Source organism: Streptomyces sp. NPDC006197 (genome assembly GCF_040613865.1).
GTDB lineage: Bacteria > Actinomycetota > Actinomycetes > Streptomycetales > Streptomycetaceae > Streptomyces.
On sequence record NZ_JBEXSZ010000030.1, the window covers coordinates 1 to 25736 of the forward strand.

Annotated in this window: 24 protein-coding genes; 11 read left to right on the forward strand and 13 right to left on the reverse strand. The window is 71.5% G+C overall.

Annotated features, from left to right (window positions below; translation table 11 throughout):
- Positions 1-113 precede the first annotated feature (113 nt).
- The 3 genes from ABZ318_RS12415 to ABZ318_RS12425 form a co-directional block, all read right to left on the reverse strand.
- Positions 114-308 (reverse strand): hypothetical protein, encoded by a 195-nt coding sequence (locus tag ABZ318_RS12415; protein ID WP_356902416.1) that lies wholly within the window; start codon positions 306-308, stop codon positions 114-116.
- A gap of 156 nt (positions 309-464) precedes the next feature.
- Positions 465-911, reverse strand: coding sequence for a VOC family protein (locus ABZ318_RS12420; RefSeq protein WP_356902417.1), 447 nt, complete (start codon positions 909-911; stop codon positions 465-467).
- A gap of 38 nt (positions 912-949) precedes the next feature.
- Positions 950-1822, reverse strand: a complete 873-nt coding sequence (locus tag ABZ318_RS12425; RefSeq protein WP_356902418.1) for an alpha/beta hydrolase — start codon at positions 1820-1822, stop codon at positions 950-952.
- A gap of 348 nt (positions 1823-2170) precedes the next feature.
- Between ABZ318_RS12425 and ABZ318_RS12430 the strand changes: the two genes are divergently transcribed.
- Positions 2171-3229: an alpha/beta hydrolase gene (locus tag ABZ318_RS12430; RefSeq protein WP_356902419.1), complete on the forward strand. Its 1059-nt coding sequence runs from the start codon at positions 2171-2173 to the stop codon at positions 3227-3229.
- Between the two features lie 113 nt (positions 3230-3342).
- Positions 3343-3510: a hypothetical protein gene (locus ABZ318_RS12435; protein ID WP_356902420.1), complete on the forward strand. Its 168-nt coding sequence runs from the start codon at positions 3343-3345 to the stop codon at positions 3508-3510.
- A gap of 16 nt (positions 3511-3526) precedes the next feature.
- Here the strand turns inward: ABZ318_RS12435 and ABZ318_RS12440 are convergent, their stop codons facing one another.
- Positions 3527-5146, reverse strand: coding sequence for a DUF6351 family protein (locus tag ABZ318_RS12440; protein WP_356902421.1), 1620 nt, complete (start codon positions 5144-5146; stop codon positions 3527-3529).
- A 248-nt stretch (positions 5147-5394) separates the two neighbouring features.
- Between ABZ318_RS12440 and ABZ318_RS12445 the strand changes: the two genes are divergently transcribed.
- Entirely contained in the window at positions 5395-5967 is a 573-nt protein-coding gene (locus ABZ318_RS12445) for a hypothetical protein (protein ID WP_356902422.1), read from the forward strand.
- 162 nt (positions 5968-6129) lie between these two features.
- Here ABZ318_RS12445 and ABZ318_RS12450 read toward each other — a convergent pair whose 3' ends face one another.
- Positions 6130-6930 carry a GNAT family N-acetyltransferase gene (locus ABZ318_RS12450; protein WP_356902423.1) on the reverse strand — a complete coding sequence of 267 codons (801 nt, stop codon included), beginning with the start codon at positions 6928-6930 and terminating at the stop codon, positions 6130-6132.
- A gap of 283 nt (positions 6931-7213) precedes the next feature.
- On the opposite strand from ABZ318_RS12450, the gene ABZ318_RS12455 reads away from it, so the two are divergent.
- Positions 7214-8059: a prephenate dehydratase gene (locus tag ABZ318_RS12455; protein ID WP_356902424.1), complete on the forward strand. Its 846-nt coding sequence runs from the start codon at positions 7214-7216 to the stop codon at positions 8057-8059.
- A gap of 123 nt (positions 8060-8182) precedes the next feature.
- Here ABZ318_RS12455 and msrA read toward each other — a convergent pair whose 3' ends face one another.
- From msrA to ABZ318_RS12475, 4 genes are all read right to left on the reverse strand, one after another.
- Positions 8183-8695 carry a peptide-methionine (S)-S-oxide reductase MsrA gene (msrA, locus tag ABZ318_RS12460; protein WP_356902425.1) on the reverse strand — a complete coding sequence of 171 codons (513 nt, stop codon included), beginning with the start codon at positions 8693-8695 and terminating at the stop codon, positions 8183-8185.
- Between the two features lie 179 nt (positions 8696-8874).
- Positions 8875-9423, reverse strand: a complete 549-nt coding sequence (locus ABZ318_RS12465) for an ABATE domain-containing protein (protein ID WP_356902426.1) — start codon at positions 9421-9423, stop codon at positions 8875-8877.
- Between the two features lie 156 nt (positions 9424-9579).
- A complete protein-coding gene (locus ABZ318_RS12470) occupies positions 9580-10398 on the reverse strand; it encodes a pyridoxamine 5'-phosphate oxidase family protein (protein ID WP_356902428.1) in 819 nt (272 codons plus the stop codon).
- Complete coding sequence (locus ABZ318_RS12475) at positions 10395-11720, reverse strand: globin domain-containing protein (RefSeq protein ID WP_356902429.1); 1326 nt, start codon at positions 11718-11720, stop codon at positions 10395-10397. The genes ABZ318_RS12470 and ABZ318_RS12475 overlap by 4 nt, the downstream gene beginning before the upstream one ends.
- Positions 11721-12234: 514 nt before the next feature.
- Between ABZ318_RS12475 and ABZ318_RS12480 the strand changes: the two genes are divergently transcribed.
- Positions 12235-13428: a cytochrome P450 gene (locus ABZ318_RS12480; RefSeq protein WP_356902430.1), complete on the forward strand. Its 1194-nt coding sequence runs from the start codon at positions 12235-12237 to the stop codon at positions 13426-13428.
- The gene (locus ABZ318_RS12485) at positions 13425-13646 is read left to right on the forward strand and encodes a ferredoxin (RefSeq protein ID WP_356902431.1); all 222 of its coding nucleotides are present in this window, start codon (positions 13425-13427) and stop codon (positions 13644-13646) included. Before ABZ318_RS12480 ends, ABZ318_RS12485 begins: the two co-directional genes overlap by 4 nt.
- A gap of 228 nt (positions 13647-13874) precedes the next feature.
- On the opposite strand, the gene ABZ318_RS12490 is transcribed toward ABZ318_RS12485, so the two are convergent.
- The 4 genes from ABZ318_RS12490 to ABZ318_RS12505 form a co-directional block, all read right to left on the reverse strand.
- Complete coding sequence (locus ABZ318_RS12490; protein ID WP_356902432.1) at positions 13875-15809, reverse strand: GAF domain-containing protein; 1935 nt, start codon at positions 15807-15809, stop codon at positions 13875-13877.
- Positions 15810-15921: 112 nt separating this feature from the next.
- Positions 15922-17289, reverse strand: coding sequence for an MFS transporter (locus ABZ318_RS12495; RefSeq protein WP_356902433.1), 1368 nt, complete (start codon positions 17287-17289; stop codon positions 15922-15924).
- A 79-nt stretch (positions 17290-17368) separates the two neighbouring features.
- The gene (locus tag ABZ318_RS12500; protein ID WP_356902434.1) at positions 17369-18163 is read right to left on the reverse strand and encodes a 3-hydroxybutyrate dehydrogenase; all 795 of its coding nucleotides are present in this window, start codon (positions 18161-18163) and stop codon (positions 17369-17371) included.
- Positions 18164-18277: 114 nt separating this feature from the next.
- Positions 18278-19720 (reverse strand): tannase/feruloyl esterase family alpha/beta hydrolase, encoded by a 1443-nt coding sequence (locus ABZ318_RS12505; protein ID WP_356902435.1) that lies wholly within the window; start codon positions 19718-19720, stop codon positions 18278-18280.
- A gap of 353 nt (positions 19721-20073) precedes the next feature.
- Here ABZ318_RS12505 and ABZ318_RS12510 point away from each other — a divergent pair, with 353 nt between their 5' ends.
- The 5 genes from ABZ318_RS12510 (at position 20074) to ABZ318_RS12530 (ending at position 25649) form a co-directional block, all read left to right on the forward strand.
- Entirely contained in the window at positions 20074-21564 is a 1491-nt protein-coding gene (locus ABZ318_RS12510; protein WP_356902436.1) for a PHB depolymerase family esterase, read from the forward strand.
- A 233-nt stretch (positions 21565-21797) separates the two neighbouring features.
- Entirely contained in the window at positions 21798-22574 is a 777-nt protein-coding gene (locus ABZ318_RS12515) for a CoA transferase subunit A (protein ID WP_356902437.1), read from the forward strand.
- A gap of 1 nt (position 22575) precedes the next feature.
- Positions 22576-23229 (forward strand): CoA transferase subunit B, encoded by a 654-nt coding sequence (locus ABZ318_RS12520; protein WP_356902438.1) that lies wholly within the window; start codon positions 22576-22578, stop codon positions 23227-23229.
- A 265-nt stretch (positions 23230-23494) separates the two neighbouring features.
- Positions 23495-23821 (forward strand): plasmid stabilization protein, encoded by a 327-nt coding sequence (locus tag ABZ318_RS12525; protein ID WP_356902439.1) that lies wholly within the window; start codon positions 23495-23497, stop codon positions 23819-23821.
- A gap of 442 nt (positions 23822-24263) precedes the next feature.
- Positions 24264-25649 carry a M20/M25/M40 family metallo-hydrolase gene (locus tag ABZ318_RS12530; protein ID WP_356902440.1) on the forward strand — a complete coding sequence of 462 codons (1386 nt, stop codon included), beginning with the start codon at positions 24264-24266 and terminating at the stop codon, positions 25647-25649.
- Positions 25650-25736 lie beyond the last annotated feature (87 nt).

Genomic DNA, 25736 nt, shown 5'->3' on the forward strand with positions numbered 1-25736 from the left:
GTCCGGCGACGTGGCCGAGGAGTACTTCACCACCATCGGCGACGACCGGGACGCGGTGTTCGCCGCGCGGGAAACGCATGTGCGTCGTAAGAACGCGTCGCCCGCGCGACCGACTACAGCCCCAGGTCCAGAGCGAGGCAGGAGTAGAAGTTCCACGCGCCTTCGGGGTTGTACTCCGCGGTCACCCCTGCGTTCGGCTCGGCCTGCTTCTCCTCGATCATGCTCTCGAGAGGGACGCGCTCGGGGAGCTTGCCGAACCGCTCGTGCCGCGCCACCGCCGCGGGGTCCACCGTGAGTTCCCTGTTCATGGCCGGTCTCCACTTCGTCGCTCATGGATCACGTTCTGCTCACTGTCCGAACAACCATCACTATGCCCCTCCTCGCGTAACCAGTCAAGATGGTTACGCGAGACGCGCCCGCGAGAGAGGTCGTCACGGGACGCCGAAGGGCGTGACGCGCGAGGGTCAGCGTCCAGGGGCGCGGACGGTGACCTCCTGGAGGAACCACTCGTTGCCGTCGGGGTCGGTGAAGGCGGCGAAGGTGCCGTAGCTGCGACGCTCCGGGGCCGGGCCGGGCACCCGGTGGGTCCCGCCGGCGTGGTGGAAGGCTCCGGTGGCGTCGTGGAACGGGCCGTCGACGTCGATGCCGCGCCCGGTCAGTTCCTCCACCGCCTGCTCGATGTCGGTCACGATCAGGTGCAGCCCCTGGGCCGAACCGGCCGGCGCGGTGGTCAGCCCCTCGCCGAAGATGACCGAGCAGGCGGAGCCGGGGGGCGTGACCTGGACGATGCGGTAGCCGTCGTGGATGGGGAAGTCGGCGTCGGCGCGGAATCCGAGCGTGTCGATATAGAACTCCTTGGCCTTGTCGACGTCCGAGACGGGGATGACGACGACTTCGAGCTTCAGGTCCATGGCGGTGCTCTCTCTTCCGGAGGTGCGGGGGCGGGAGGTCAGCGGGTGGCGCGTGCGGCGTTCTCGATGACGCGGGCGACGACGCCGGGCCGGGAGACGGCGACGGAGTGCGAGGCCGCGACCTCCGTGACGTGGGCGCCGGCCCGCTCGGCCATGAAGCGCTGCGCGGCGGCCGGGATGTTCAGGTCCTGGGTGGTGACGACGGCCCAGCTGGGGATGGTCTTCCAGGCGGCCGCGGTGGCCTTCTCCTCCAGCGCGGCCTGGGCGATGGGGCGCTGGCCGGCGGCGGCGAGGGCGGCCTCGGCGCGAGGGACGTCCGCCGCGAACTGGTGGGGGAACTCGTCCTGCCGGATGTAGAGGTCGGTTCCCGTGGCGCCGTCGGGGTTGGTCACGGGGACCGGGTCGAGGGCGCCGGGGAGGGTGGAGCCGGGGTACTTGCCGGTCAGCTCCAGCGCGGTCTCGCCGGGGGCGGGGAGGAACGCCGCCACGTAGACGAGGGCCTTGACGTCGGTACGGTCGGCGGCGGCCTCGCTGATCACGGAACCGCCGTACGAGTGACCGACGAGGATCTTCGGCCCCTTGACGTGGTCGAGCAGACCCCGCAGAGCGGTGGCGTCGCCGTGGGGGCCGCGCAGCGGGTTGGCGGCGGCCACGACGGGGTAACCGTCGGCGCGCAGCCTGGAGATGACGCCGTTCCAGCTGGAGGAGTCCGCGAACGCGCCGTGCTCCAGGACGACGGTGGGCCTGGATCCGTGCTTGCCGCCCTCGGCGGCGACGGCGGCGACCTCACCGGGGGCGCCGGCGCTGGCGGTGCCGGCCAGGGCGAGAGCCCCGAACGCGGCCGCCGCGAGGACTGCGGCTGCGACCCCGGTCGCCATCCGCTTCCCACCTACGCCCTTGAGGTTCGTCACGACAGATCCTTTCGACAGTGGATCGGCGGGCACGTGATGCGCCGTCACCGGTTTGCACGGTGACTAACTTGTCAGCCGCACCGTAACCTGTCAAGACGGTGATGCGGCTTGAGAAACGGGCACTTCCTGGATTCATAACCGCTTCGACAGGTGATACCTTCACGACAAGGAAGTAACCGCCTTATCCGGTTACTTACCAGGGGTACGGCACACGCGTCGCGCAAGGCCGTCACACGCACTGATGTGCGGACGGGCTGCGCGGAGAAGAGTGAGGGCGTGCGCCGGCCCCCGGTCCGACCGCCCCCTGCGCCGGGCAGGGAGCGAGCCACAGCGCACGGAGGGTTTCACATGATCAACAGGCGTACCTTCAGCAAGGTCTTGGGGCTCGGTACGGGAACGGCCGCCGCTTCGCTGGCCGGCCTCCAGGGCGTGGCGAACGCCGCCGCCCCGAGCCACGACGACGAAGCACCCGCCGTACCGGCGGCCACTTCGGGCACGCACGCCTCCTTCCCCGTCCTCAAGCAGGTGAAGGCCGGTCTGCTGGACGTCGGCTACGCCGAACTGGGTCCCGCCCACGGGCCCGCGGTCATCTGCCTGCACGGCTGGCCGTACGACATCCACAGTTACGTCGACGTCGCTCCCCTGCTGGCGGACCAGGGCTACCGCGTGATCGTGCCCTACCTCCGCGGCCACGGCACGACGCGCTTCCTCTCCTCCCGAACGTTCCGCAACGCGCAGCAGTCGGCGATCGCACTGGACGTCATCGCGCTCATGGACGCCCTCAGGATCCACAAGGCCGTGATCGCAGGCTTCGACTGGGGTTCGCGGACGGGCGACATCCTCGCGGCCCTGTGGCCGGAGCGGGTCAAGGCGCTGGTCTCGGTCAGCGGCTACCTCGTCACCAACCGCGCCATGCAACTGGAGCCGATCTCACCGGCCGCCGAGCACACGTGGTGGTACCAGTACTACTTCGCGACCGAGCGCGGCAAGAAGGCCATGGAGCGCGAAGACCTCCGCCACGACCTGACCCGGCTCGTCTGGGACCTGGTCTCGCCGACCTGGAACTTCGACGACGCCACCTTCGAGCGCACCGCGGCGGCCTTCCGGAACCCCGACTATGCCGCGATCGTCATCCACAACTACCGCTGGCGACTGGGTCTCGCCGAGGGCGAGCGCCGCTACGACCGCTACGAGGACCTGCTCGCCACAGCCCCGCTCATCGGGGTGCCCACCCTCACCATCGACCCCCTGCTCGACCCCTTCACCGCACCGCCCGGTGACGGCTCCTCCTACCGCGGCAAGTTCACCGGCCCGTACGAGCACCGCGCGCTGTCCGTCGGACACAACGTGCCGCAGGAGGCGCCGACGGCGTTCGCGCAGGCCGTCGTCGACGTGGACCACTTCTAGCGGAACCGGGCCGGCCGCCCCCTCCCCCGTCGGCCGGCCTCTCCCCCACCGCCCGCGCCGGTTCGCGGCGCGCCTGGGCGACGGTCCGCCTCCGGGCCCAGGACCTGCGCCCCATGCGCGCCGCGAACCCGCCGGCTTTCGACGTGGTGCTGCTGCAAGGGGAGGCGACGTGCCATCCCGCGCGGGAAGTTCTGACACCGGCGATGCCCGTCGCGGTCGCGGCCTGCGTACCGGGCATCCTGGTGTCCGTCTCACGGCGGTCGGCCCACCTCAGCGACTGAGGGGCGTTTCAGCAGGTCAGTGCCGGGCCGGTGACACGCACCGGAAGCTGTCGGCGGCGGCCGGGTCGCCGTGGCCCCGGTAGCGGGACACCTTCGGGTAGGCGCACAGATCGCGGGTGACCTGCTCACCGGAGGAGTTCGTGAGCGTGGCGGTCAGGGTGCTGGGCGCCCTGCCCTGCTCGACCCAGGCCCGCAGGGCTCCGAGGTCGTCGGTCTGCCCCGTCAGGGCGCAGTGGGCCGCACCGGGCGCGAGGAAGAGACGGTAGAAGTCGTCGACCCGCCGGGCGCCGCCCATCTTCCGCTCGACCTGCCGGCGGTAGGTCACCGTGCCCTGGGTCGGGATGAGCTGGTCCTGCTGTCCGTGCCAGGTCAGGAGCTTGCCGCCGGACTTGCGGAAGGCGGTCAGGTCCGGGTCGTCGGTGCCGATGACCCGGTCGTACTCGGCCTGGGACTGCCGGAACAGTTCGGTGAACCGGCTGTAGGTGATCGTCGAGACGTCGAAGGAGGGCTGCTTCTTCAGCCAGGTGGCGACCCAGGCGGACGGGACGGGGAACGGAGCGCCCTTGAGGTCGCCGTTCGCGTCCGGCAGCGTGCCCGCCAGGTACGGGAACTTCAGGTCGGCGCCGATCGGGACGCCGGACCACAGCTTCTTGCCCGAGGTGGTGCGCGGGCCGTCCCAGACCTTGCGGACCACGGCCGCGTCGGCCGCGCTGACGGTCAGCTCCCTGCCCTCGCACACGACCTTGGTGCCGATGAGCCGGCGGGGGTCGAAGTCGCAGTGGGCCGGGTTCTCGACCAGGCCGTCCTCGACGCCGTCGAGGGGGTCGCAGGCCTTGACGGCGGCGGTGTTGAAGGCGTCGAACTCACACCCGCTGGGGTAGGTCTTCTCGTTGTTCATCACCACCTGCGGCCACAGCGTGGCGACCTCGAACTCGTCCCAGTTGACGGCCGGCGCGTTGGCGAGGATGCCGTCGTAGTCGTCGGGGTGGCGCTGGGCTTCCGCGTAGCCCTGGCGGCCGCCGGTGGAGCAGCCGTTGAAGTACGCGTAGGAGGCCGCCCTGCCGTAGTAGTCGCCGATGACCTGCTTGGCGACGACGGCCGTCTCGTGCTCGGAGCGGGAGGCGAAGTTCTTCAGCAGCGTGGTGTCGACCTGGCCCTTGGCGTCCAGGGCCCAGCTGGTGTCGAGGTAGGTCTTGACGCCGGCGTCGGTGGTGGCGGCGGCGTAGCCGTTCTTGACGGCGCCCGCCAGCGCGGTGCCGTAGTCGCCGGCGGCGAAGGCGCTTCCGCCGACCGTCTGCAGGCGGCCGTTCCAACTGTCCTGGGGAAGCCAGATCTTCACCTTGGTGTGGTCGCCCTCGCCCGGGTGGGTGAGCGTGACCGTCAGATCGCAGGAGGCCGGCACGTCGGTGATCTGCGAGGCGGGGAGAGGCGGGATCGCCGGCACGTCGACGGTCCCGGCCGGACGGGCGACCGCCACGACGTTCTCCACCGCGGTGCCCGCGGGGGCCTGCACGGTGACGGTCGAGCAGCTGAGCGGCTGGGCGGAGATCCCGGCACCCGCCCATGCGGTCGGCGGGGACACCGCCGCGGCCAGCGGCATCCCCGCCGCGACGGCGGTCAGAAGTCGTCGTCTCATGTTTCCTCCACCAGAAGTGCGTCACCGCACGAAGCGGTTCCTCTTGCGTTGACATGTTTCCGCACAGCGTGCGCGAGAAGAGACTGACATGAGCCTGCATCACCGGTCAAGACGGTTACTCAGCAGGGAAGGGGAGCCATGACCGGGGCGAGCACCGAGGTCGTACGACATCACCCGGGCTTTCTGCACGGCCGCCCCCGCCTGGGTAGCATGCGCAGCTACATCCATGTGTTAGGGAGTGAACGGTTGTGACCAGCCAGCCAGCCGCCACGCTCCGAACGCGGCTCGTCGATCAGGCCGCGTCGGATCTGAAGGAGAACCGTCGACGCCAGCAGGAGCTGGCCGAGAAGGTCAGGATGCTGAAGCAGGAGGAAGCTCTCCTCGTCGACATCCTCAAACTCGCCGAACGGTACGAGAGTTTGGCGGAACCCTCGCCTCTGCCCGAGCAGGCTCAGGAAGATCCCGTGACCACCGGGACCACGTCACGCAAGGCACCCGCCTCGTCATCCACCGGTGCTCCCGCGCGGCGGGCGGCACGGACGGGAAAGCCCGCGAGGGCAGTCGCGAAGGGGAAGTCGCGGCAGCCCCTGCTCGGAGACCTCCTGATGTCCCTGCTCGCCGGTGGCGACGAGCCGCGCCGTGCGAAGGAACTGCGGGACGAGCTGCTGGAGAAGCACCCGGACCGCAACCCCACTCCGCAGGTCGTGCGCAACACCCTGGAGTCGCTCGTGGCCAAGGGGCACATCCGGCGTCACAAACAGCAGCGATCCGTGATGTACACCCTCGAAGAATCCGGCCGCCGCGCACTCGCGGCCCAGTGAGCCGCCCACGCGGCACACGGCTGAAGCGGACGCCCCTTCGTCGGCGGTTCGTCGGACGGCCGGAGGCGCGCCGCTGAAACCGGCCGGCCGAACGGCAGCGGCGGCGTCCGGAGCGGGCGGCGTTCGGCAACGCGTGGCGCGCCTCCGACCGGTGGCGGCCGGTCAGCCCTTGAGGGCGAAGAAGCGCATCGGCGAGTTCGGTTCGAAGCCGATGCGCGGGTACACGGGTGCCCCGGCGACGGTCGCGTGCAGGGTGGCGCGGGTCAGGCCGGTGGCGCGGGCCCCCTCGTACAGCGCCTTCCTCGTCACCGCCTCCCCGTATCCGCGACGCTCCCAGTCAGGGTCCGTGGCGACCAGTACGACGAAGAGACGGCCGTCCGCCTCCACCGTCGCGGCGCAGGTCACCGGGACTCCGTCGCGCATGCCCAGGTAGGCATGGACCTGGTCCTTCCACAGCGCGGAGCCGGCGAGGCCGTCCCTGCCGTCCTCCAAGGGGAAGCCGTACGCGCGGGAGTTGAGGTCCGCGTACGCCTGAAGCTGTTCGTCGGTCGTCACCCGCACGAACGTCAGATCCGGATGGACCGGCTCCGGCAGGGGCAGCAGGTCCCCCGCCATGCCCGTGCCGGGGAAGGCGTGCACAAGGCCCGCTCGCTCGGCCGCCGCGTCCAGGCCCGCGCGCGCGTCGTCCTCGATCAGGTCCTCGAAGACCCACAGGAAGCCCGGCTGCCTCTTCGCGCGCATGACCTCCGCCGCCTCGTGCAGACGCTGCTCCAGAAGCCCGGCGTCGACGCCGACATCGGTCAGGGTGACGCAGTTCCAGAAGGCGAACCGACAGTCGGCCCAGCGGACGGCGATGCCCGGAAGGTCACGGACGTCCGCGTCCTTGTCCCGGTCGAGCACCATGGCCCGCCAGGCCACCGCCAGTTGCTCCATCGATTCGACAGAGTCCCCGAGAACGGCCACTGGAATCCCTCACTTCGTCGAGATGTACGAGATATGCGAGACGTACGGGATCTGCGCGCAGATCGCACGGCTTCGGGGTCTCCTTCCCTCCTGGAGCGCTCATCAGTCGGCAACGAGGTGAGTGGTGGGAGCTCGGTGCGGAGCTCCTTCGGGCCGGCGGCGCACTTCTCGGCGTCTCTGGTGGTGGACAGGACCACGGTCGTCCACCGCCCGAGGTCTACGGTGGCTCTTCTGCCGGTCGCCGAGTCCGGCCGCCTCACATGATGAAAGGTGTTACAAGGCAATGATCGCCGCATATCAGGGTGAACCGGGTTCCAATTCGGCGGCAGCCACGCAGCACCTGTTTCCCGGCATCACGGAGCTGCCCTGCACCGGCTTCGAGCAGGCCCTGGACGCCGTGACGCTCGGCACCGCCGACCTGGCGGTGATTCCGGTGGACAACTCCGCCGCCGGTCGGGTCGCGGACGTGCACCACCTGCTGCCGGAGTCGGGGCTCTTCGTGACCGGCGAGCACTTCCTCGCCATCCGCTTCGACCTGATGGGCGTCCCCGGAGCCACGCTGGACGACATCGAGTGCGTACGCAGCCATGTGCACGCGCTGGGGCAGTGCCGGAAGGTGCTGCGGGAGGGCGGCTGGCGCACGCTCGTCAGTGACGACACGGCGGGGGCCGCCCGTGAGGTGGCGGAGCTCGGCGACGTACGGCATGCGGCGCTGGCCCCGCCCGCCGCGGCCCGGCACTACGGTCTGGAGGTCCTCCGCCCGGAGGTCGAGGACGATCCGGACAATACGACGCGGTTCGTCGTGCTCTCCCGCGAGCCCGCGTTCGCGCCCGTCGGCGAGGGGCCGACGATGACGAGCCTGTTCTTCGCCGTACGGAACATCCCGAGCGCCCTCTACAAGGCTCTGGGCGGCTTCGCCAGCAGCGCGGTCAACCTCACCAAGATCGAGAGCTACCAGAGGGGCGCCGGGCTCAGCCCGAGCCGGTTCTACGTGGAGATCGAGGGGCACCCGGACGAACCGCAGGTGGCGCTGGCCCTGCACGAGCTGCGTTTCTTCTCCACCGAGGTACGCGTCCTCGGTGTGTACCCGGCCCATCCGCACCGCCGCAGCGGCGTGGCGACCGCCTGACGGTCAGGGCGGGCCTGCGGGCACGATCGCCCTCGGGACGGCGACGGGGCAGGGCGGCGCTCCCGGGCGCGGGTCACAAGCCGACCTCCGCACCCGTGGCGCCTCCCTGCCCCGTCGACCGGGTCAGGACCCTTCTCGCCTGGGCAGTCGCCAGCCGGGGCGCGGGAAGTGGCAGGTGTACCCGTCCGGGTAGCGCTGCAGGTAGTCCTGGTGCTCGGGCTCGGCCTCCCAGAACGGGCCCGCGGGGGTGACCTCGGTGACCACGGGGCCCGGCCACAGGCCCGAGGCGTCGACGTCGGCGATGGTGTCCTCGGCCACGCGCCGCTGCTCGTCGTCCAGGTAGAACACGGCGGAGCGGTAGCTGTCCCCGATGTCGTTGCCCTGGCGGTTCTTCGTGCTCGGGTCGTGGATCTGGAAGAAGAACTCCAGCAGGGTCCGGTAGTCGGTCACCGTACCGTCGAAGATGATCTCGACGGCCTCCGCGTGCCCCTCGTGACGGCGGTACGTGGGGTGGGCCAGGTCGCCGCCGCTGTATCCCACCCGCGTCGCCAGCACACCCGGCTGCGCGCGGATGAGTTCCTGCATGCCCCAGAAGCAGCCGCCCGCCAGTACGGCCCTCTCCTCGCTGCCGGTCATCGCCCGTCACCGTCCTCTTCGCTTGTCGCGTCGCCTCGGGCCGCCCTCTCGGGCCGGCCGGTCGGCCTCGGGTGTGTCGTATCACCGAAGGGTGGACACGCTCCAGACTGACACAGAAGCTCATCACCGGTCAAACAGGTGACGCAATGGAAGGTGCCGCCGGGTCGGGGCCGGAGCGGTCAGGCCTGGGCGGCCTGCTGACGCGCCCGGTAGTTGGCGGCCTTGACCCGGTTGCCACAGGTCTTCATCGCGCACCATTCCCGGCGGTGGCCCCGCGAGCGGTCGAGGTAGACCTGCGTGCACTCCGGGCGGGCGCACTCCCTCAGCAGGGTGGCTTCGTCGCCGCCCAGGAGCCGGACCGCCTCGCGGGCCAGCGTCGCCAGCCCCTGCGCGACCGACCCCGTCCGCATGACCCCATCGGGCCCCAGCCGCAGCGTCACCGGCAGACCGGAGGCGTGCAGGTTCACCTCCGCGACCGCTTCCGTCGGCAGTGGCCGCGCATCGAGGCGAGCGGCCACCAGGTCGTAGACCGCCTCGCGCAACTGCACGGCGATCACCACATCCGCCTCACCCGCACCGGGCGCCAGGTCCACCATCCCCGACTCCACGAACCAGTCGTCCAGGAGACCGGGCGTGGCCAGCTTCTCCAGGGGCGCGGCATTGCGGCGCGCCCGCAGGGTGCCGACGAAGTCCAGGCAGAGCGTCCCGCAGGGAAATGCATGATTCACGTAACCATACTGAACGGTGACTGCGCGCATGGCAAGCCCCGGCCGGCCGGCACTGACCGAGAATCGCGTTCCCGGCCCCTCCCGCAAGCGTTGATCATCGGGATCACGGCCGTGACAGGAGCCTCCGTACGGTTCTGCCGCCTTCGCCTGAGCGGCTCAGCGCGGGCCGGTGCCGCGACTGAACCAGCCGCTGAACGCCCGTGCCCCCGCCGCGGAATCGGCCTTCTCCAGTACCGTCTCGGCCGCCGCGCGCCAGGTCGCCCGGTCGGCGCGGGGCGGCGGCACGAACGGGCCGCGCTCCGGGGCGTCGACGGCCGCGCCGAAGAAGTCGCCGCCCTTGCGCTTGACGTCGTCCGTGCCCCAGGACCGGCCGCTGCCGCGGGCGGGGGCCTTCTGGAGGTGGGGAATGTGCTTGGCGCAGTGGATGTACGCCTCGTCGACGGCGATCTCGACCCACATCAGGGCCCGCCGGCCGGGTACCGGGTCGACGGTGAGTGCGGCGTCGGGATGGGCGCGGCGCATCTCGTCGTCGGCGACGACCCTGGCCCGGCCGTTGACGTGGAGGCCGATGCGGTCGCGGAGGAAGTCCACCATCAGGACGCCGACGTGCGGGTTCTCCTCGATGTTGCCGAGGCTGGCGTGGACGCCGTTGCCCCGGTACTCGGGGTAGGCGAGTGTCGTCTCGTCGAGGACGTGGAGGAAGCCGGGCGGGCCGGCTCGGAAGGTGCTGTCGCAGGCTCCGTGGCGGTCGGCGGTGGCCAGGAAGAACATCTCCTGTCGTGCCGTGAACTCGCGCATCCGGGGGTTCAGCCGATCGAGGACCTGTTCGGCGTAGAACCGGTCGGCGCGTTCGGTGGTGCCCAGGCGCCGCTGGACGAGGTGTTCGCCGTCGCTGCCCGGGCGGGTGGTGCGCAGGGCTGCCGTCCGCCGCTCGGTCTGTTCGAAGGTGCTCGGGTCCTGCTGGAAAGTGCTCACGTCGTTGCCCCGGCCAGTTCCTCTAGGGAGTCGTGTCGTATGCGGTGGGTGGGGATGCCGACACCCACCAGGGCCTCGACACCGCGGCGGATCATTCCGGGCGGGCCGGACAGATAGGCGTCGTGGGTGTACCACGGGCCGTGCTCACGGATGGCGTCGGGCAGTCCGCCGGAGGGCAGGCCGCCGGGGCCGTCGTCCAGGACGGGTCGGACCGAGAGCCAGGAGTGCGACTGCCGGAGCCGGAGCATCGTCTCGATGTCGTACAGGCCGTGGTTCTCGCGGGCACCGTAGAAGACGTCGACGGTGCGACGCCTGCCGTGCCGGGCGACGTCCTCCACGAGGGCCTTGATGGGTGCGATGCCGGTGCCGCCGCCGAGGCACAGCAGCCCGTTGTCGGTGCTGTGGTCCACGGTCATGGAGCCGGCGGGGGGACCGAGCCGGATGACGTCGCCGGGACGGGCGCGGCGCACGAGGGCGGTGGAGACCCAGCCCGCCGGGACGGCCTTGACGTGGAAGGAGAGCAGCCCGTCGGCGCGGGGCGCGGAGGCGAAGGAGTAGTGCCGCCAGACGCGCGGCCACCACGGGGTCTCCAGGGAGGTGTACTGCCCGGCGAGGAAGGGGTACGGCTGGTCGGGCCGGACCGTGACGACCGCGATGTCCGGGGTCCGCATCTCGTGGGCGACCACCTCGGCCTGCCACCAGGCGGGCGAACGGAGTTCGTCCTCGGTCGCCGCGTCGATCATGATCTGCGAGATCGTGGTGTAGGCGGCCACCCACGCGGCCTCGGTCCTCGGCCCCCAGACGGCGGAGGCGTGACGGGTGAGGGCGCCGATCAGGGCCTCACCGACGGCCGGGTAGTGCTCGGGGCGGGTGCCGTACTTCCGGTGCCCGCGGCCGAGGTGGGTGAGGTACGTGGTCAGGGTGGCGGGGTCGTCCGCGTGGGTCGCGGCGGTGAGCAGTGCCTTGAAGAGGCGGTCCCGCTGGGTGTTCATCGCCGCGGGGAAGAGCTCCCGCAGCTCGGGGTGGTGGAGGAAGAGCAGGGCGTAGAAGTACGAGGTGACCTGGTCGGCGATCGGCTCGATCTCGGCCATGGTGCGGCGCAGGAGGGCCGCGTCCGACTCGTCCGACGGGCCGGTCCCGGCCGTGCCGGCCGGCGCGTGGGGCCCCTGGGTTGTGTAGGGGCTGTGAGGCGCGTGAGGTGCCTGGGATGCCTGGGGCACCTGGGGAGCAGAAAACGCGTCAGGTGCCTGAGCCGGCCTGCGTGTGAACCAACCCCCGCCTTCACCTGCCCCGTCGGACGACGGAGTGGTCGGAGTTCCCATCGGTGTGCCTCGCCTCGAATTGCCTCGCCCTCACGCCCACCCGTACGAGGGCGGCCTGACCATACATCGGCCGTCTGAAGGAGCGGATATGCGCGATGGGCCACTCCGTGAACGCGTTCGCCCAGCTCAGAGGCGTGTTACCAATGAGTTCGAAGGATGCGCATACGTGTTCGGTGGGCTGCGGGCGGCGAACCCCCGACGGAAAAGTCACGCGACCACCAGAACTTCTCCATAATCTTCCGAAGAATTCCTCGACGATCAGCGGTCCGCTCCGGCGGCGGGTCCGGCCGCGCTGTGTTCGCGGTCCTCCTGGGCCATCCGTCCTCCCGGCATGCCCCGAGCACGCTTCCGCCATCATTCATTGCAACGCATCGTTGCATTCAGCTTCAGCGTCATTGCATCAATTTACCGCTATTCACCTGGGGTTACGCGGTCAACTCATTGACGTCAATGTGAATGCAACGTAGCTTTCATACATCTTCGAACAAGTCGTATCGCGAGATGAGGACGCACCATGAGCGACTCCCTCCACACCGTCACGGCACTGCCGACGGAGCGTCGGACCGGCTGCCCCTTCGACCCCCCGGCCGAGCTGCTCGACGCCCGCCGGCACGGACCCATCAGCCACTACACCCACCCCGGCGGAAAACCCGGCTGGCTGATCACCGGATACGACATGGTGCGGTCGGTCCTGGCCGACCCGCGGTTCAGCTCGCGCAAGGACCTCATGAACGTCGTCGACTTCCAGCTTCCTCCGGCGCCGCCCGGCGAGTTCCTCCTCATGGACGAGCCCGAGCACGGCCGCTACCGCAAGCCCCTGATCGGCAAGTTCACCGTGCGGCGGATGCGGATGCTCACCGAGCGGATCGAGCAGATCACCGCCGACTGCCTGGACGCCATGGAGGAGGCCGGGCCGACGGCGGATCTGGTGACCGCGTTCGCCAAGCCCATCCCCACCATCGTGATCTGCGAGATCCTGGGCGTGCCCTACGAGGACCGGGCGTCCTTCCAGGAGCAGATCGACACGTTCATGGGCGGGGAGGTCAGCGACGAGGAACTGATCGCTGCCTACACCGCGACCCAGGAGTACCTCGCACAGCTGGTGGCGGCCAAGCGCGCCCACCCCACCGACGACGTCCTCAGCGAGCTCACCGACAGCGATCTGACCGACGAGGAGCTGAGGGGCATCAGCCTCATCCTCCTGGCGGCCGGTTTCGACACCACCGCGAACATGCTGTCCCTCGGCACCTTCGCGCTGCTGCAGAACCCGGACCAACTCGCGGCGCTGCGTGCCGATCCCGCGCTCACCGACGGGGCCGTGGAGGAACTGCTGCGGTATCTGAGCGTCGCCAAGACGTTCCACAGGACGGCGCTGGAAGACATCGAGCTGGGCGGCCAGACCATCAAGGCCGGCACGACGGTCGTCCTCTCGTACAACACCGCCAACCGCGACCCCGACCGCTTCGCCGACCCCCACGCGCTCGACCTGAGCAGGCAGGCCGCCGGACACCTGGCCTTCAGCCACGGCATCCACCAGTGTCTGGGCCAGCAGCTGGCCCGCGTCGAGATGCGGGTCGCGTTCCGCGCGCTGGTCGACCGCTTCCCCACCCTGCGCCTGGCGGTGCCGGCCGAGGAGGTCGTCCTGCGCCCGGAGAGCGCGGACATCTTCGGGGTGAAGAGCCTCCCCGTCATCTGGGACGCGAAGTGAGCGCGCCCCGGCTGACCGCCGACCGGGAACGCTGCATCGGCGCCGGCATGTGCGCCATGACCGCCCCCGACGTCTTCGACCAGGACCCGGACGACGGCCTCGTGCTCCTGTTGCACGCCGAGCCGCCCGCCGCCCACCGCGCGGCCGCACGGATGGCCGTCGGCGTCTGCCCCTCCGGGGCGATCGCCCTCCACGAGCCGGAACCCGACGGCTCCTAGCCGCCAGGGGCGACCGCATCCGTCCGAGCCCCCGCCGCGCAGGTCGGGGGCTCCCGCACGACCACGCTCCTGACCCTGACGGCACGGTGAGGTCGACAGGTGGGACCGATTCGTTCCACGCCGCCGTTCGAAACGGTACGCGGCCGCCCCGCAAGCCGGAAGAAGCCTCCTCGCCGGCGGAAGCGTCCCTGTCCCCAGGACTCGCCCGGTCTGCCCGGCCCGCCGGGTTCAGTGGCCGGTCGTTCCCAGCGAGAGGTGGTGGAGGCGGAGCGCCAGGTGGATCTCCAGGGCATTGGCCGGGGTGTTCCAGTCGGGGCCCAGGAGCTGCGCGACGCGGTCGAGGCGCTGGACGACGGTGTTGACGTGGACGTGGAGGGCGTCCTTGGCACGGGAGAGGCTGGCCCCCTGGTCGTAGTAGGCGTGCAGGGTGCGCACCAGTTCGGTGCCGCGCTCGCTGTCGTAGGCGAGGACGGGGCCGAGGACGCGCTCGACGTACGCGCCGACGTCGGCCCGGTCGCCGAGCAGGACACCGATGAATCCCAGGTCGGCGATGTCGGCGCCGTCTCCGGTGCGGTCGAGGGCGTGGAGCGCCGACAGGCAGCGCAGGGCCTCGGCGTGGAGGGCGGCGAGGTGTTCCGGCCCGGTCCCGGGCCCGGCCGCGCCCACGGTGACGGGCGCGCCGACGACCCGCGCGAGGTCGGCGGCGAGTTCACGGGCGAGCGCTCCCGGCCGGTCGCAGGGCACCAGCAGGACGCTGCGCCCGTGCCGGGTGCCCGCCAGGCCGCCGGGCCCTCGCACGACGCGGGCGGCTTCCGCGGCGAGCCGGGGGCGCAGGGCGGACTCGCTGTCGAGGACGGCGACGGCGTGGGGCCGGGTCAGGTCGACTCCGAGGCGCCGGGCGCGCAGGGTGAGGCTTCTGCCGTCCCAGTGCGCCGAGGAGGAGGGGCCCGCGAGGAGGTCGTCGAGGAGCTCGCCTCGTACCCGGTCCTCGGTCTCGGCGACCGAGCGGCGGATCAGCAGGAGCATCGCGGTGACGAGCGCCGCGCGTTCGAACAGACGCCGGTCGGCCTCGGAGAGATCCGCGCGTCCGGTCAGGACGATGCTGCCCAGCGGTTCGGCGCCGGCGAGGACGGCGCAGGTCCACACGCCGTGGGCGTGGACGGCGCGGCCCTCGCTGTGCGCCGCGTCGAGACTGACGGTGGAGGGCGTCACCGGTTCGGTGCCGACCCGGGCCAGCTCCGTGCCGTCGGTGTCGTGGACGGCCACTCCTCCGCCGAGCAGCGCCGCGATCTCGGCCGCCACCTCGTCGGTGCCGGCGCCGCGCAGGACCAGCTTGGACAGCCGGTCGTGGGCGTCGGAGGCCTGGTGCAGGGCCTCGCTGTGGGCGCGGGCGGTCGCGTTGGCGGCTTCGAGCCGGGCGAGGGCGGTGCGGGTCTCCTCCAGTCGGCGTGCGCTGTCGATGGCGACGGCGGCGTGGTCGGCGAGCGAGCCGAGGAGGGCGATGGCGTCGGGCGTGAACTCGCGCGGGGTGCGGTCCGCCGCGAAGAGGACGCCGATGATCTCCTCCCCCAGGCGGAGCGGGACGCCGAGGATGCCGCGGAGTCCTTCCTCGGCCACGCCGTCGTCGATGGTGCCGGTGTGCCGGTAGCGCCGGTCGGTGCGGTAGTCCGTACTGGCGTAGGGGCGGGCGGTCTGCGCGACCAGGCCGCCCAGGCCCTCGCCCATGCCCAGTCGGAGCTGCTGGAAGGCCGCCGAGACGGACCCCTCGGTGACACGCATGAAGGTGTCGTGTGCGACCGGGTCGTTCAACGTCAGGTAGGCGACGTCCGAACCGAGCAGGGTACGGGCCCGGCGGACGATGGCGCGCAGCACGGCGTCCAGGTCCCGCAGGCCGGCCAGGTCGCCGGCGGTGTCGAACAGCGCCACCAGCTCCGTCTCCCGACGCCGGTGCTGATCGAGCGCCCGCCGCACCGACAGGGCGACCTCGGTGGTCTCCTCGATCCACTCGACGTCCGCGGGGGTGGTCCCGCCGGCCCGTGAGCGCGCGAGCTGGGCGGCGAACTCCTGTGCGGGGGCGTCGGCGGCAAGGAGGTCCAGCATGCGGCGCGCGGCCGTCTCGGCGGTCGACGGTGTTCGGGCGGCGGCTCGACGGTCGGCGGTCATGGGGCCTCCTCACGGTCGTGTCGGCGGGTGGTGCTGCGGTCGTGAAGCCCGGCCCGGTCCGTCGTCCCACCCGTCAGGGCGACGGACCGGGCGGCTCACGCGTGCGTCGGTGCTACGCCCGGTCGCCCGCGGTGACCACGGGCGCCGCCGCGGTCTCCTCGTCCTTGGTGCGGGTGAGGTCGCGGCCGAGGGTCTCCCGGGTGACGGCCACGGTGATGGTGGTGATCACGGCCGCCGCGCAGAGGTAGATGCTGATGGGCGTGGAGCTGCCGTAGTCCTTGAGGAGTTCGACCGCGATGATCGGGGCGAGGGCGCCGGCGAGGATCGAGGCGAGCTGGGAGCCCATGGAGGCGCCGGAGTAGCGGACCTTGGTGTCGAACATTTCGGAGATGAACGCGGCCTGCGGTCCGTACATCGCTCCGTGCAGCAGCAGACCGGCGGTGACGGCCAGGGCGATCACCACGAACGACCTGGAGTCGACGAGGCCGAAGAAGACGAACGCCCAGATCGCCATGCCCGCGGAACCGATGAGGGTCACCGGCCGGCGGCCGATGCGGTCGGACAGCGCGCCCCAGAGGGGGATGGTGACGAAGTGGACGGCCGAACCGATCAGGACGGCGTTCAGCGCGGTGCTCTTCGCCAGTCCCAGGTGGGTGGTGACGTACACGAGGAGGAACGAGGTCAGGATGTAGTACGAGATGTTCTCGCCGAAGCGGGTGCCGATCGCGGACAGGACCTCACGCCAGCTGCGCTTGAACACCTCGACGACCGGGGCCTCCTCCTTCACGCCCTGCGCGGCGGCGGCCTCGGCCTTCGCCTGCGCCTCCAGGAAGACCGGGGACTCGGAGACCGAGACGCGGATCCACAGGCCGATCATGACGAGGAGGCCGGAGAGCAGGAACGGTATGCGCCAGCCCCAGGACTGGAAGGCGGCGTCCGACTGGACGGCGGCGAGCAGCGACAGGACTCCGGTGGCGAGCAGGTTGCCGCCGGGGGCGCCGGCCTGCGGCCACGAGGCCCAGAAGCCGCGGTTCTTGTCGCCTCCGTGCTCGGAGACGATCAGGACCGCCCCGCCCCATTCGCCGCCCAGGGCGAAGCCCTGGACCAGGCGCAGCACCGTCAGCAGGACCGGCGCCCAGACGCCGATGGTGTCGTACGTGGGCAGCAGGCCCATCGCGAAGGTGGCGCCGCCCATCATCAGGAGGCTGAGCACCAGCAGCTTCTTGCGTCCTATCTTGTCCCCGAAGTGGCCGAAGACGATCCCGCCGAGCGGCCGGGCGGCGAACCCGATGGCGTACGTGATGAAGGCGATGAGCGTGCCCACCAGCGGGTCGGCGCTGGGGAAGAACAGCGTGTTGAAGACGAGCGCGGCAGCCGATCCGTACAGGAAGAAGTCGTACCACTCGATCGTGGTGCCGATCAGGCTCGCTCCGACGATGCGGCCGATGCCGCCTCTCGGCTTGGTGGTGGTGTCAGACATGGGTTCACCGGTTTCACGAAGGGACGGAACGGGGCGGAACGAGGTGGTGCGGGTGCGGCAGGGCCTGCGGCGGGCGGGGTCAGCCGGCGGTCCAGCCGCCGTCGAGCGGCAGGGACGTGCCCGTGAGGTATCCGGAGTGGGGGCCGCACAGCCACAGGACGGCGGCGGCCACCTCTTCGGACTCCAGGAGCCGCTTGACGGGTGAGCGGGCGAGCATCACGTTCGAGAGGACGTCGCCCTCGCTGATGCCGTGGGCGGCGGCCTGGTCGCGGACCTGACCCTCGACCAGGGGGGTGCGGACGTATCCGGGGTTGACGCAGTTGCTGGTGACTCCGTGCGGGGCGCCTTCGATCGCGGCGACCTTGCTGAGTCCCTCGAGTGCGTGCTTGGCGGTCACGTAGGCGGCCTTGTAGGCGCTGGCCCGCAGTCCGTGGACGCTGGAGATGTTGACGATCCGGCCCCAGCCCTGTCCGTACATGTGCGGCAGCGTCCTCCGCATGAGCAGGAACGGGGCGGTGACCATCACCTTCTGGATCAGTTCGAAGCGTTCCACCGGGAACTCGGTGAGGGGCGCGACGTGCTGGAGGCCGGCGTTGTTCACCAGGATGTCGACCTCGGCCGGGAGGAGGTCGACGGCTCCCGGGTCGGCGAGGTCGGCCACCCGAGCCTGGCCTCCGGCGATCTCGGCGACCGCCTCGGCCGCCGCGGCGTCCCGGTCGACCACGTGGACGGCGGCGCCCGCCCGCGCCAGGGCGAGCACACAGGCCCGGCCGATGCCGCTGCCGCCGCCCGTCACCAGGGCCGTGCGCCCGCCGAGGTCGATACCGGCGACGGGCGACGGCAGAGGGGCCGGGGTGGGAAATGTGTTCGTCATGGCCGGAAACAGTAGGGAGCGCCTTCCGCCCGGCCTATGGATGGACCACCTACAGTCCTGGGCAGTTCAATGGGGTGAAACCCCATAGGCTCCCTCGGAAGGGGGCCGTGACGCTCAGGAGGAGGCGCCGCCCTTCCCCGTGTCCAGGGAGCAGCTGTTGGCCAGGGTGACGGGGTCCTGGCCGGCACTCAGGGCGACGGTGCCCGAGGCGGGCGGACGGTGGCCCGTCCCCAGCCAGCTCTCCAGGGCCGTGAAGGCGGTGTGGTGGCACGGGGTGAGGGGGCGCAGCCGGCCGGGGAACGCGTCGACGAGCGAGTCGGTGTGGGTTCCGCCCTCGATGCGGTAGTAGCGGTGCAGGAAGCCGCGGCCGGCCTCGCGCACCATCCGCGCGTAGACGTCCGAGTCCCGGCTGATCGGCAGCAGGGCGTCCAGGGTGCCGTGCAGGGTGATCAGGGGCTTTCCGATCCGGCCGGTCAGCGCGATCCTCGCCACGGCCTGCCGGACCTCGTCGGGCCGGGTCGCGTAGTCGTAGTCGGTGTCGCAGGCGGGCGCGCCCGTCGCGCAGTACGGGGTGCCGGCCTCGGTCGCGCCGTCGAAGCCGGGGTCCAGCTCCTCGCGGTAGATGCGCTGGGTCAGGTCCCAGTAGACCTTGTGGTGGTACGGCCACAGGAACTCCGACCCCTCCGGGAAGCCGGCCGCGTGCATCTGCCGCCGCGCCTCTTCGGCGCCGTCGCCGCCCGCCGCGTACACGGGATGGGCGCGCAGGGCCTTCGGCAGGAAGTCCAGCAGGTTGGGGCCGTCGGCCCGCCAGAGGGTGCCTTCCCAGTCCACTCCGCCGTCGTAGAGCTCGGGATGGTTCTCCAGCTGCCAGCGCACCAGGTAGCCGGCGTTGGACAGGCCGGTGACCAGGGTGCGGGACGGGGGGCGGTGGTAGCGCTGGGCGATCGTGGCGCGGGCGGCGCGGGTGAGCTGGGTGACCCGGTCGTTCCACTCGGCGATGGCGTCGCCCGGTGCCTTGCCGTCCCGGTGGAAGGCGAGGCCCGTGTTGCCCTTGTCCGTGGCGGCGTACGCGTAGCCCTGGGCCAGCACCCGGTCCGCGATGGCCCGGTCGTTGGCGTACTGCTCGCGGTTGCCGGGGGTGCCGGCCACGACGAGACCGCCGTTCCACCGGTCGGGCATGCGGATGACGAACTGGGCGTCGTGGTTCCAGCCGTGGTCGGTGTTGGTGGTGGAGGTGTCGGGGAAGTAGCCGTCGATCTGGATGCCGGGGACCCCGCTGGGGACGGTCAGGTCCTTGGGCGTCAGCCCGGCCCAGTCGGCCGGGTCGGTGTGACCGGAGGCGACCGTGCCCGCCGTGGTCAGTTCGTCCAGACACGCGGCCTGCTGGAGTTCGGCGCCCGGGACGTGGAGGTGGGTCAGGCGGGCGCAGTGTCCGCCGGGGGCGGTGGGCGCCGCCGTCGCGGGGGCGGTGGTGAGGATGAGTGCGGTCAGGGCGAGTACCGCCGGTGCGCCCCGCCGCCAGGGTCGGGGTGCGGAACGGAAGGGGGAACGACGCATCGGTGTGCCTCCGAGGATCGTGGATGAGGACCTGCGGGAGGCTATGGCGCCGGTCGTCCCCTGGACATGGCTCTGCCGCCCACCATCAGCGGGCTTCTGGTGGATCTCCCCACCACCTCGCTGAGGAGCTGAAAGAAGTGGCGAGCCCGGCGCCTTCTCACCACTGGGCCCTCACTACTAGGCCGTTCGCAGGTCGGGCCATGGAAGGCCGACACACTGATCCTCCGTCAAGGCTGGCTGTCCCGCCCATGTCCGTGCCGGTGAACCGAACCGCATGATTCACGCCACACCGGTGGCACGAACCGCGACCGCCACGGTGCTCCTCGTCCTCTCCCCCACGGAAGGCATCAGCCATGGGACAGCCGTACCCCCCGCTCCGCACCACGAAGGGCCGCCACGTCATCGGCGGCATCCGCCGGTGGCTCGCCGCCGCCGCGGGCGCTCTCGCCCTGACGGGCGGTCTGGTGGCCGTCGGCCCGCAGGCGTCCGCCGCGGGCCTGACCCAGGTCACCGGCTTCGGCTCCAACCCCGGCAACCTGTCCATGCACACGTACGCGCCGGACGGCCTCGCCGCGGGCGCACCGCTCGTCGTCGCCCTGCACGGCTGCACGCAGAGCGCGAGCGACTACTACTCCCACTCCGGCTGGCCGAAGTTCGCCGACCAGTACAAGTTCGCCCTCGTCTTCCCCCAGACGACCAGCGCGAACAACTCCAACTCCTGCTTCAACTGGTTCGATTCGGGCGACAGCACGCGCGGCAAAGGCGAAGCCCTGTCCATCAGGCAGATGGTCGACACCGCCGTCGCGCGCTACGGCAGCGACACACGGCGGGTGTACATCACCGGTCTGTCCGCGGGCGCCGCCATGACCGCGAACATGCTCGCCGCCTACCCCGACGTCTTCGCCGGCGGCTCCATCGACTCCGGACTTCCCGCGTACTGTGCGACGAGCGTGTCCGCCGCGTACACCTGCATGTCCAGCCCGCCGAACAGGACTCCCGCCCAGTGGGGCGACCTCGTGCGCTCCGCCGCACCCGCCGGCACCACCTCCTGGCCCCGCGTGGCGATCTGGCAGGGCACCTCCGACACCACGGTCGTACCGGCCAACGCCGCCGAACTGCGCGACCAGTGGACGAACGTGTGGGGCATCGGCCAAACGCCCTCCCGCACCGAGAACCTCTCCGGCGGCACCACGCTGAGCGAGTACGACGACGCCGCCGGCAAGCCCGCCGTGCGGGTCTACTCGGTCTCCGGCATGGCCCACGGCCTCGCGGTCGACCCGGGCAGCGGCCCGGACCAGTGCGGCACCACCGGCACGTACTACCTCGACACCATCTGCTCCAGCTACCACACCGCCCGCTTCTGGGGGCTCGACGGCGGCGGCAACGGCGGTGAGACGCCGGGCACCCTGCCCGCGCCCGCCGGGCTGACGGTCGGCGGCACCACCGACAGCTCCGTCTCGCTGAGCTGGAACGCGGTCCCCGGAGCGGCCTCCTACGAGGTCTACCGCGGCGGCGCGAAGGTGGGCACCACGACGTCGGCCTCCTACACCGACACGGGCCTGGCCGCCGGCACCACGTACGCCTACACGGTGGCCGCCGTCGACGCGGCCGGGGCGGTGGGGACGGTCTCCTCGTCGGTGACCGCGACCATCACCGGCTCCACGCCCACCTGCTACACGGCGAACAACTACCAGCACACCGCCGCCGGCCGTGCCTACCAGAGCGGCGGCCAGACCTACGCCATGGGCTCCGGCCAGGCCATGGGTCTGTACAACACGTTCATCACGCACACCCTGAAGCGGACCGCGCCCGGCTATTACGTCGTCGCGGACGCCGGCTGCTAGGGCCTGTCCGCCGCGCCCCGGGTGGGCTGTGTCCGCCCGGGGTTGCGTGCCGTTCCGGTCCCCGCTCGGCGTCGTCGGAGGCAGTGGTCGTCCCCATGGAGGTGCCCCATGGTGTGTGGATGACAACCATGGTCGCGTCCGTACGGCCTGCCTAGGCTCGCTGCCCATCGGTTGTATCGGCCACCGGCTCTGACCAGCGAGGTCATGCCGGTCGCCCGAGGGAAGGGATCCGTATGGGTCTGGACAAGACAGTCGCGAGCGCCGCGGAGGCGGTGGCCGACATCGCGGACGGCGCCTCGCTCGCGGTGGGCGGCTTCGGGCTGTGCGGAATACCGGGCACGCTCATCGACGCCCTGTGGCAGCGTGGGCTGAACGGCCTGGAGATCGTCTCCAACAACTGCGGCGTCGACGACTGGGGCCTCGGTCTCCTGCTCGCCGCCGGGCAGATCTCCCGCATGACGAGCTCGTACGTGGGAGAGAACAAGGAGTTCGCCCGCCAGTACCTGAGCGGAGAGCTCGAGGTCGAACTCGTCCCCCAGGGCACCCTGGCGGAGCGGCTGCGGGCCGGCGGCGCCGGCATCCCCGCCTTCTACACCCCCGCCGGAACCGGCACCCAGGTCGGCGAAGGCGGGCTGCCCTGGCGGTACGCGGCCGACGGGTCGGTCGCCGTCGCCTCGCCGGCCAAGGAGACCCGGGAGTTCGACGGGCGCCCGTACCTGCTGGAACACGGCATCACCACCGACTTCGCGCTGGTCCACGCGACCATCGGCGACCGGCACGGCAACCTCGTCTTCCGCTCCTCAGCCCGCAACTTCAACCCGCTGGCCGCCATGGCCGGGCGGATCACCGTCGCCGAGGTGGACCACCTCGTCGAACCGGGCGAACTCGACCCCGACGAGGTCCATCTGCCCGGCGTCTTCGTCCAGCGCGTCGTCCGGGTCACGCCCGGCGACCCCGCAGCCGAGCGGCGCATCGAGCGCCGGACCGTCCGACCGGAAGGCGACGCCTGAGATGGCCCTCACCCGCGCGCAGATGGCGGCCCGCGCCGCCCTCGAACTGACCGACGGCAGCTACGTCAACCTCGGCATCGGCCTGCCCACCCTCGTCCCCAACCACCTGCCGCCCGGCATCGAGGTCGTCCTCCAGTCGGAGAACGGCATCCTCGGTGTGGGCCCCTACCCGAGCGAGGACGAACTCGACGCCGACCTCGTCAACGCCGGCAAGGAGACCGTCACCGCCCTGCCCGGTGCCTCGTTCTTCGACTCGGCCCTGTCCTTCGGCATGATCCGCGGCGGCCACATCGACGCCGCCGTCCTCGGCGCCATGCAGGTCTCCTCCTCCGGCGATCTCGCCAACTGGATGATCCCCGGCAAGATGGTCAAGGGCATGGGCGGCGCCATGGACCTCGTCCACGGCGCCGGCCGGGTCATCGTCCTGATGGAACACACCGCCAAGGACGGCACCCCCAAGCTCGTTGGCGAATGCAGCCTCCCGCTCACCGGCAAGGCCGTCGTCCAGCGCGTCATCACCGACCTCGCCGTCGTCGACATCACCGAGGACGGCTTCGTCCTGGCCGAACTCGCCCCCGGCGTCACCGTCGACGAGGTCGTCGCGGCCACCGCGGCACCGCTGCGCGTGCCGCAGGGGGTCGGGCCGACCGCCTGAGGTCTTCCGCCGGTCCGGCGTCCGCGGACAGCCACCGGACCGGCGGACCCGCCGCCCCGACCGGGGTCGGAACGGACCGGTATCGCGACGTGGTCACCGTGCCGGGGAGCGGTTCACCGGCGGCGGGGGCGGCGGCAGCGGTCTGCCCGGCCGTGTGGGCGCAGACGGCTTCCGGTTCTCGTATGGGTGCGCGTGACATGCGTGGCGGTCTGGGTACGCGCAGCATTACCGGGAACCCCGAATCCCTCACGAAGGAAGTGTTCCCATGCCCAGAGGAAGCAGCTCCAAGCGCGAGCGCCAGTACGAGCACGTCAAGGAGTCCGGCGAGAAGCGGGGCATGTCCGAGGACCGTGCCAAGGAGATGGCCTCCCGCACCGTGAACAAGGAACGGGCGCAGTCGGGTGAGAGCAAGTCGGCCAGCCGCGGTTCGACCTCGGGAAAGTCCGCCTCGCAGCGCGGCGGCGAGAAGTCCGGGGGCGGCGGCTCGTCCGAGCGGACCAAGGACGACCTGTACCAGGAGGCGAAGAAGCGCGGCATCGAAGGTCGCTCCACCATGACGAAGCAGCAGCTCAAGAACGCCCTCGGCCACTGAGCACGAGCACGGCGCGCCACGGCCTCCGGCCGTCCCGTCCTGGCCCGAGAACCGCTTCTCGGGCGTGAGCGCGGTCGCCCTCCGCGCAGTGGCGCGTGGGGCCACCGTTCCAGGGGCCGGTCTCGCCGCTGCTCACGCAGCGGCGTGGCGGAAGGGGAGCAGCCACGCCGGAGGGCGTCGCGGCCCTCAAGGCCCGGCAGAAGCAGGAAGGGGCGGGGAAGTCCTCGGGCTCGGCCCATGGCACCGGCAAGGGCGACCGGGGCGGCGGCGAAGGGGGCGGCACCCCGCCCGGTCGGAAGGGCACGGGCGCTTGGCCTGTGGGTCGTGACGGCAGGACCCGGGCCGCTGCCCGCTCCACGACGGACAGGCGCGGGATTCCGCGGCCCGGCGTCCTGGCGTTCCACGGGGGTTCGAACCGGTGGGACCCGGGCAGCCGCCGACCATGAACGCTCCGGAGTCCGCCACGCCTCGGGATGCCCCGGCCGAGTCCCTCGCCGTGGAGTCCCTGGCCGAGTGGGTGGGCATTCCCTCCGTCTCGTCGGACCCCGGCCACGCGGACGACGTACGACGCTCCGCCCGGTGGCTGGCGGACACGATGCGGCGGACGGGCCTCCCTCGTGCGGAGGTCTGGGAGACGGACGGCCTGCCCGCCGTCTACGGCTGCCGGCCCGCCGCCGATCCCGGCGCGCCCGTCCTGCTGACCTACAGCCATCACGACGTCCATGCCGCCGACCCGTCCGAGTGGCAGGTCACCGCGCCCTTCTCCCCCTTCCGACGAGACGGACGCCTGTACGGACGGGGCGCGTCCGACGCGAAGGGCCAGGTCCTGGCGCATCTGTGGGCTCTGCGGGATCACCTTGCCGAGCGCCACGCTCCGGCGGTGACGGTGAAGTACCTGATCGAGGGCGAGGAGGAGATCGGTTCGGTGCATCTGGCGGACGTACTGTCGGAGCACGCCGAGGACCTGTCCGCCGACGTGGTCATGGTGTCCGACACCATGCTGTGGTCCCTGGAGGAAGCGACCGTCTGCACCACCGTCCGCGGGTCGGTGACCGCCACCCTCACCGTCCGCGGCGCCGAGCGGGACCTGCACAGCGGCGCCGTCTCCGGCGCCGCCGCCAACGCGGCCCTGGAGCTCTGCAGGCTGGTGGACCTGCTGAGCGACGCCGCCGGCCGGATCACGCTGCCCGGGTTCTACGACCCGGTGGCGGCCCCGGGCCCGGAGCTCCGTGGGTCACTGGACGGCCTGCCCTTCGAGCTGCCGACCTGGCTGGCGGACACCGGCACGTTCCGGGCCGACGGGGAGGCGGGGTTCACGGCGACGGAGCGCCTCTGGACCCGTCCCGCCGTGGAGGTCGCCCGCCTCACGGCCGGCCGCTCCGGCTCCCCGTCGCTCGGGCTCATTCCCTCGGTGGCCAGTGCGGACCTGCTGCTCAGGCTCGTACCGGAGCAGCGGGCCGACCAGGTCGCCGGCCAGTTGCGCGCCTGGCTGACCGGACACAGCCGGGCGGGGTACGCCTACGACCTGGACGTCTCCTCGACCATCTCGGATCCGTACCGGACACCCGCGGACGCGCCCGCGCTGGCGGCACTCACCCGCGCGGTCGGCCATGCCTACGGCTCTCCCGCCCGCCCCATAGGAAACGGCGGTGCCGCTCCCGCGGCGCAGCTGGCCCGTGCCTGCGGGGCCCCGGTGCTCTTCTTCGGTACGGGGCTGCCGGGGGACCGCTGGCACGGCCCGGACGAGAGGGTCGAACTCCAGGCCCTCCGCCTCGGGGTCCGTACGCTCGGCGCCCTTCTCCGGGAGCTGCCGTCCGCCCTCCGCTGACGCCGCCACGAGGGGCGCCACTCGCCGCGGTCGGCGGTGAAGACGACGGTGCGGTCCGCGGCAGCGGCCGAGCCACCTGGCTGTGTG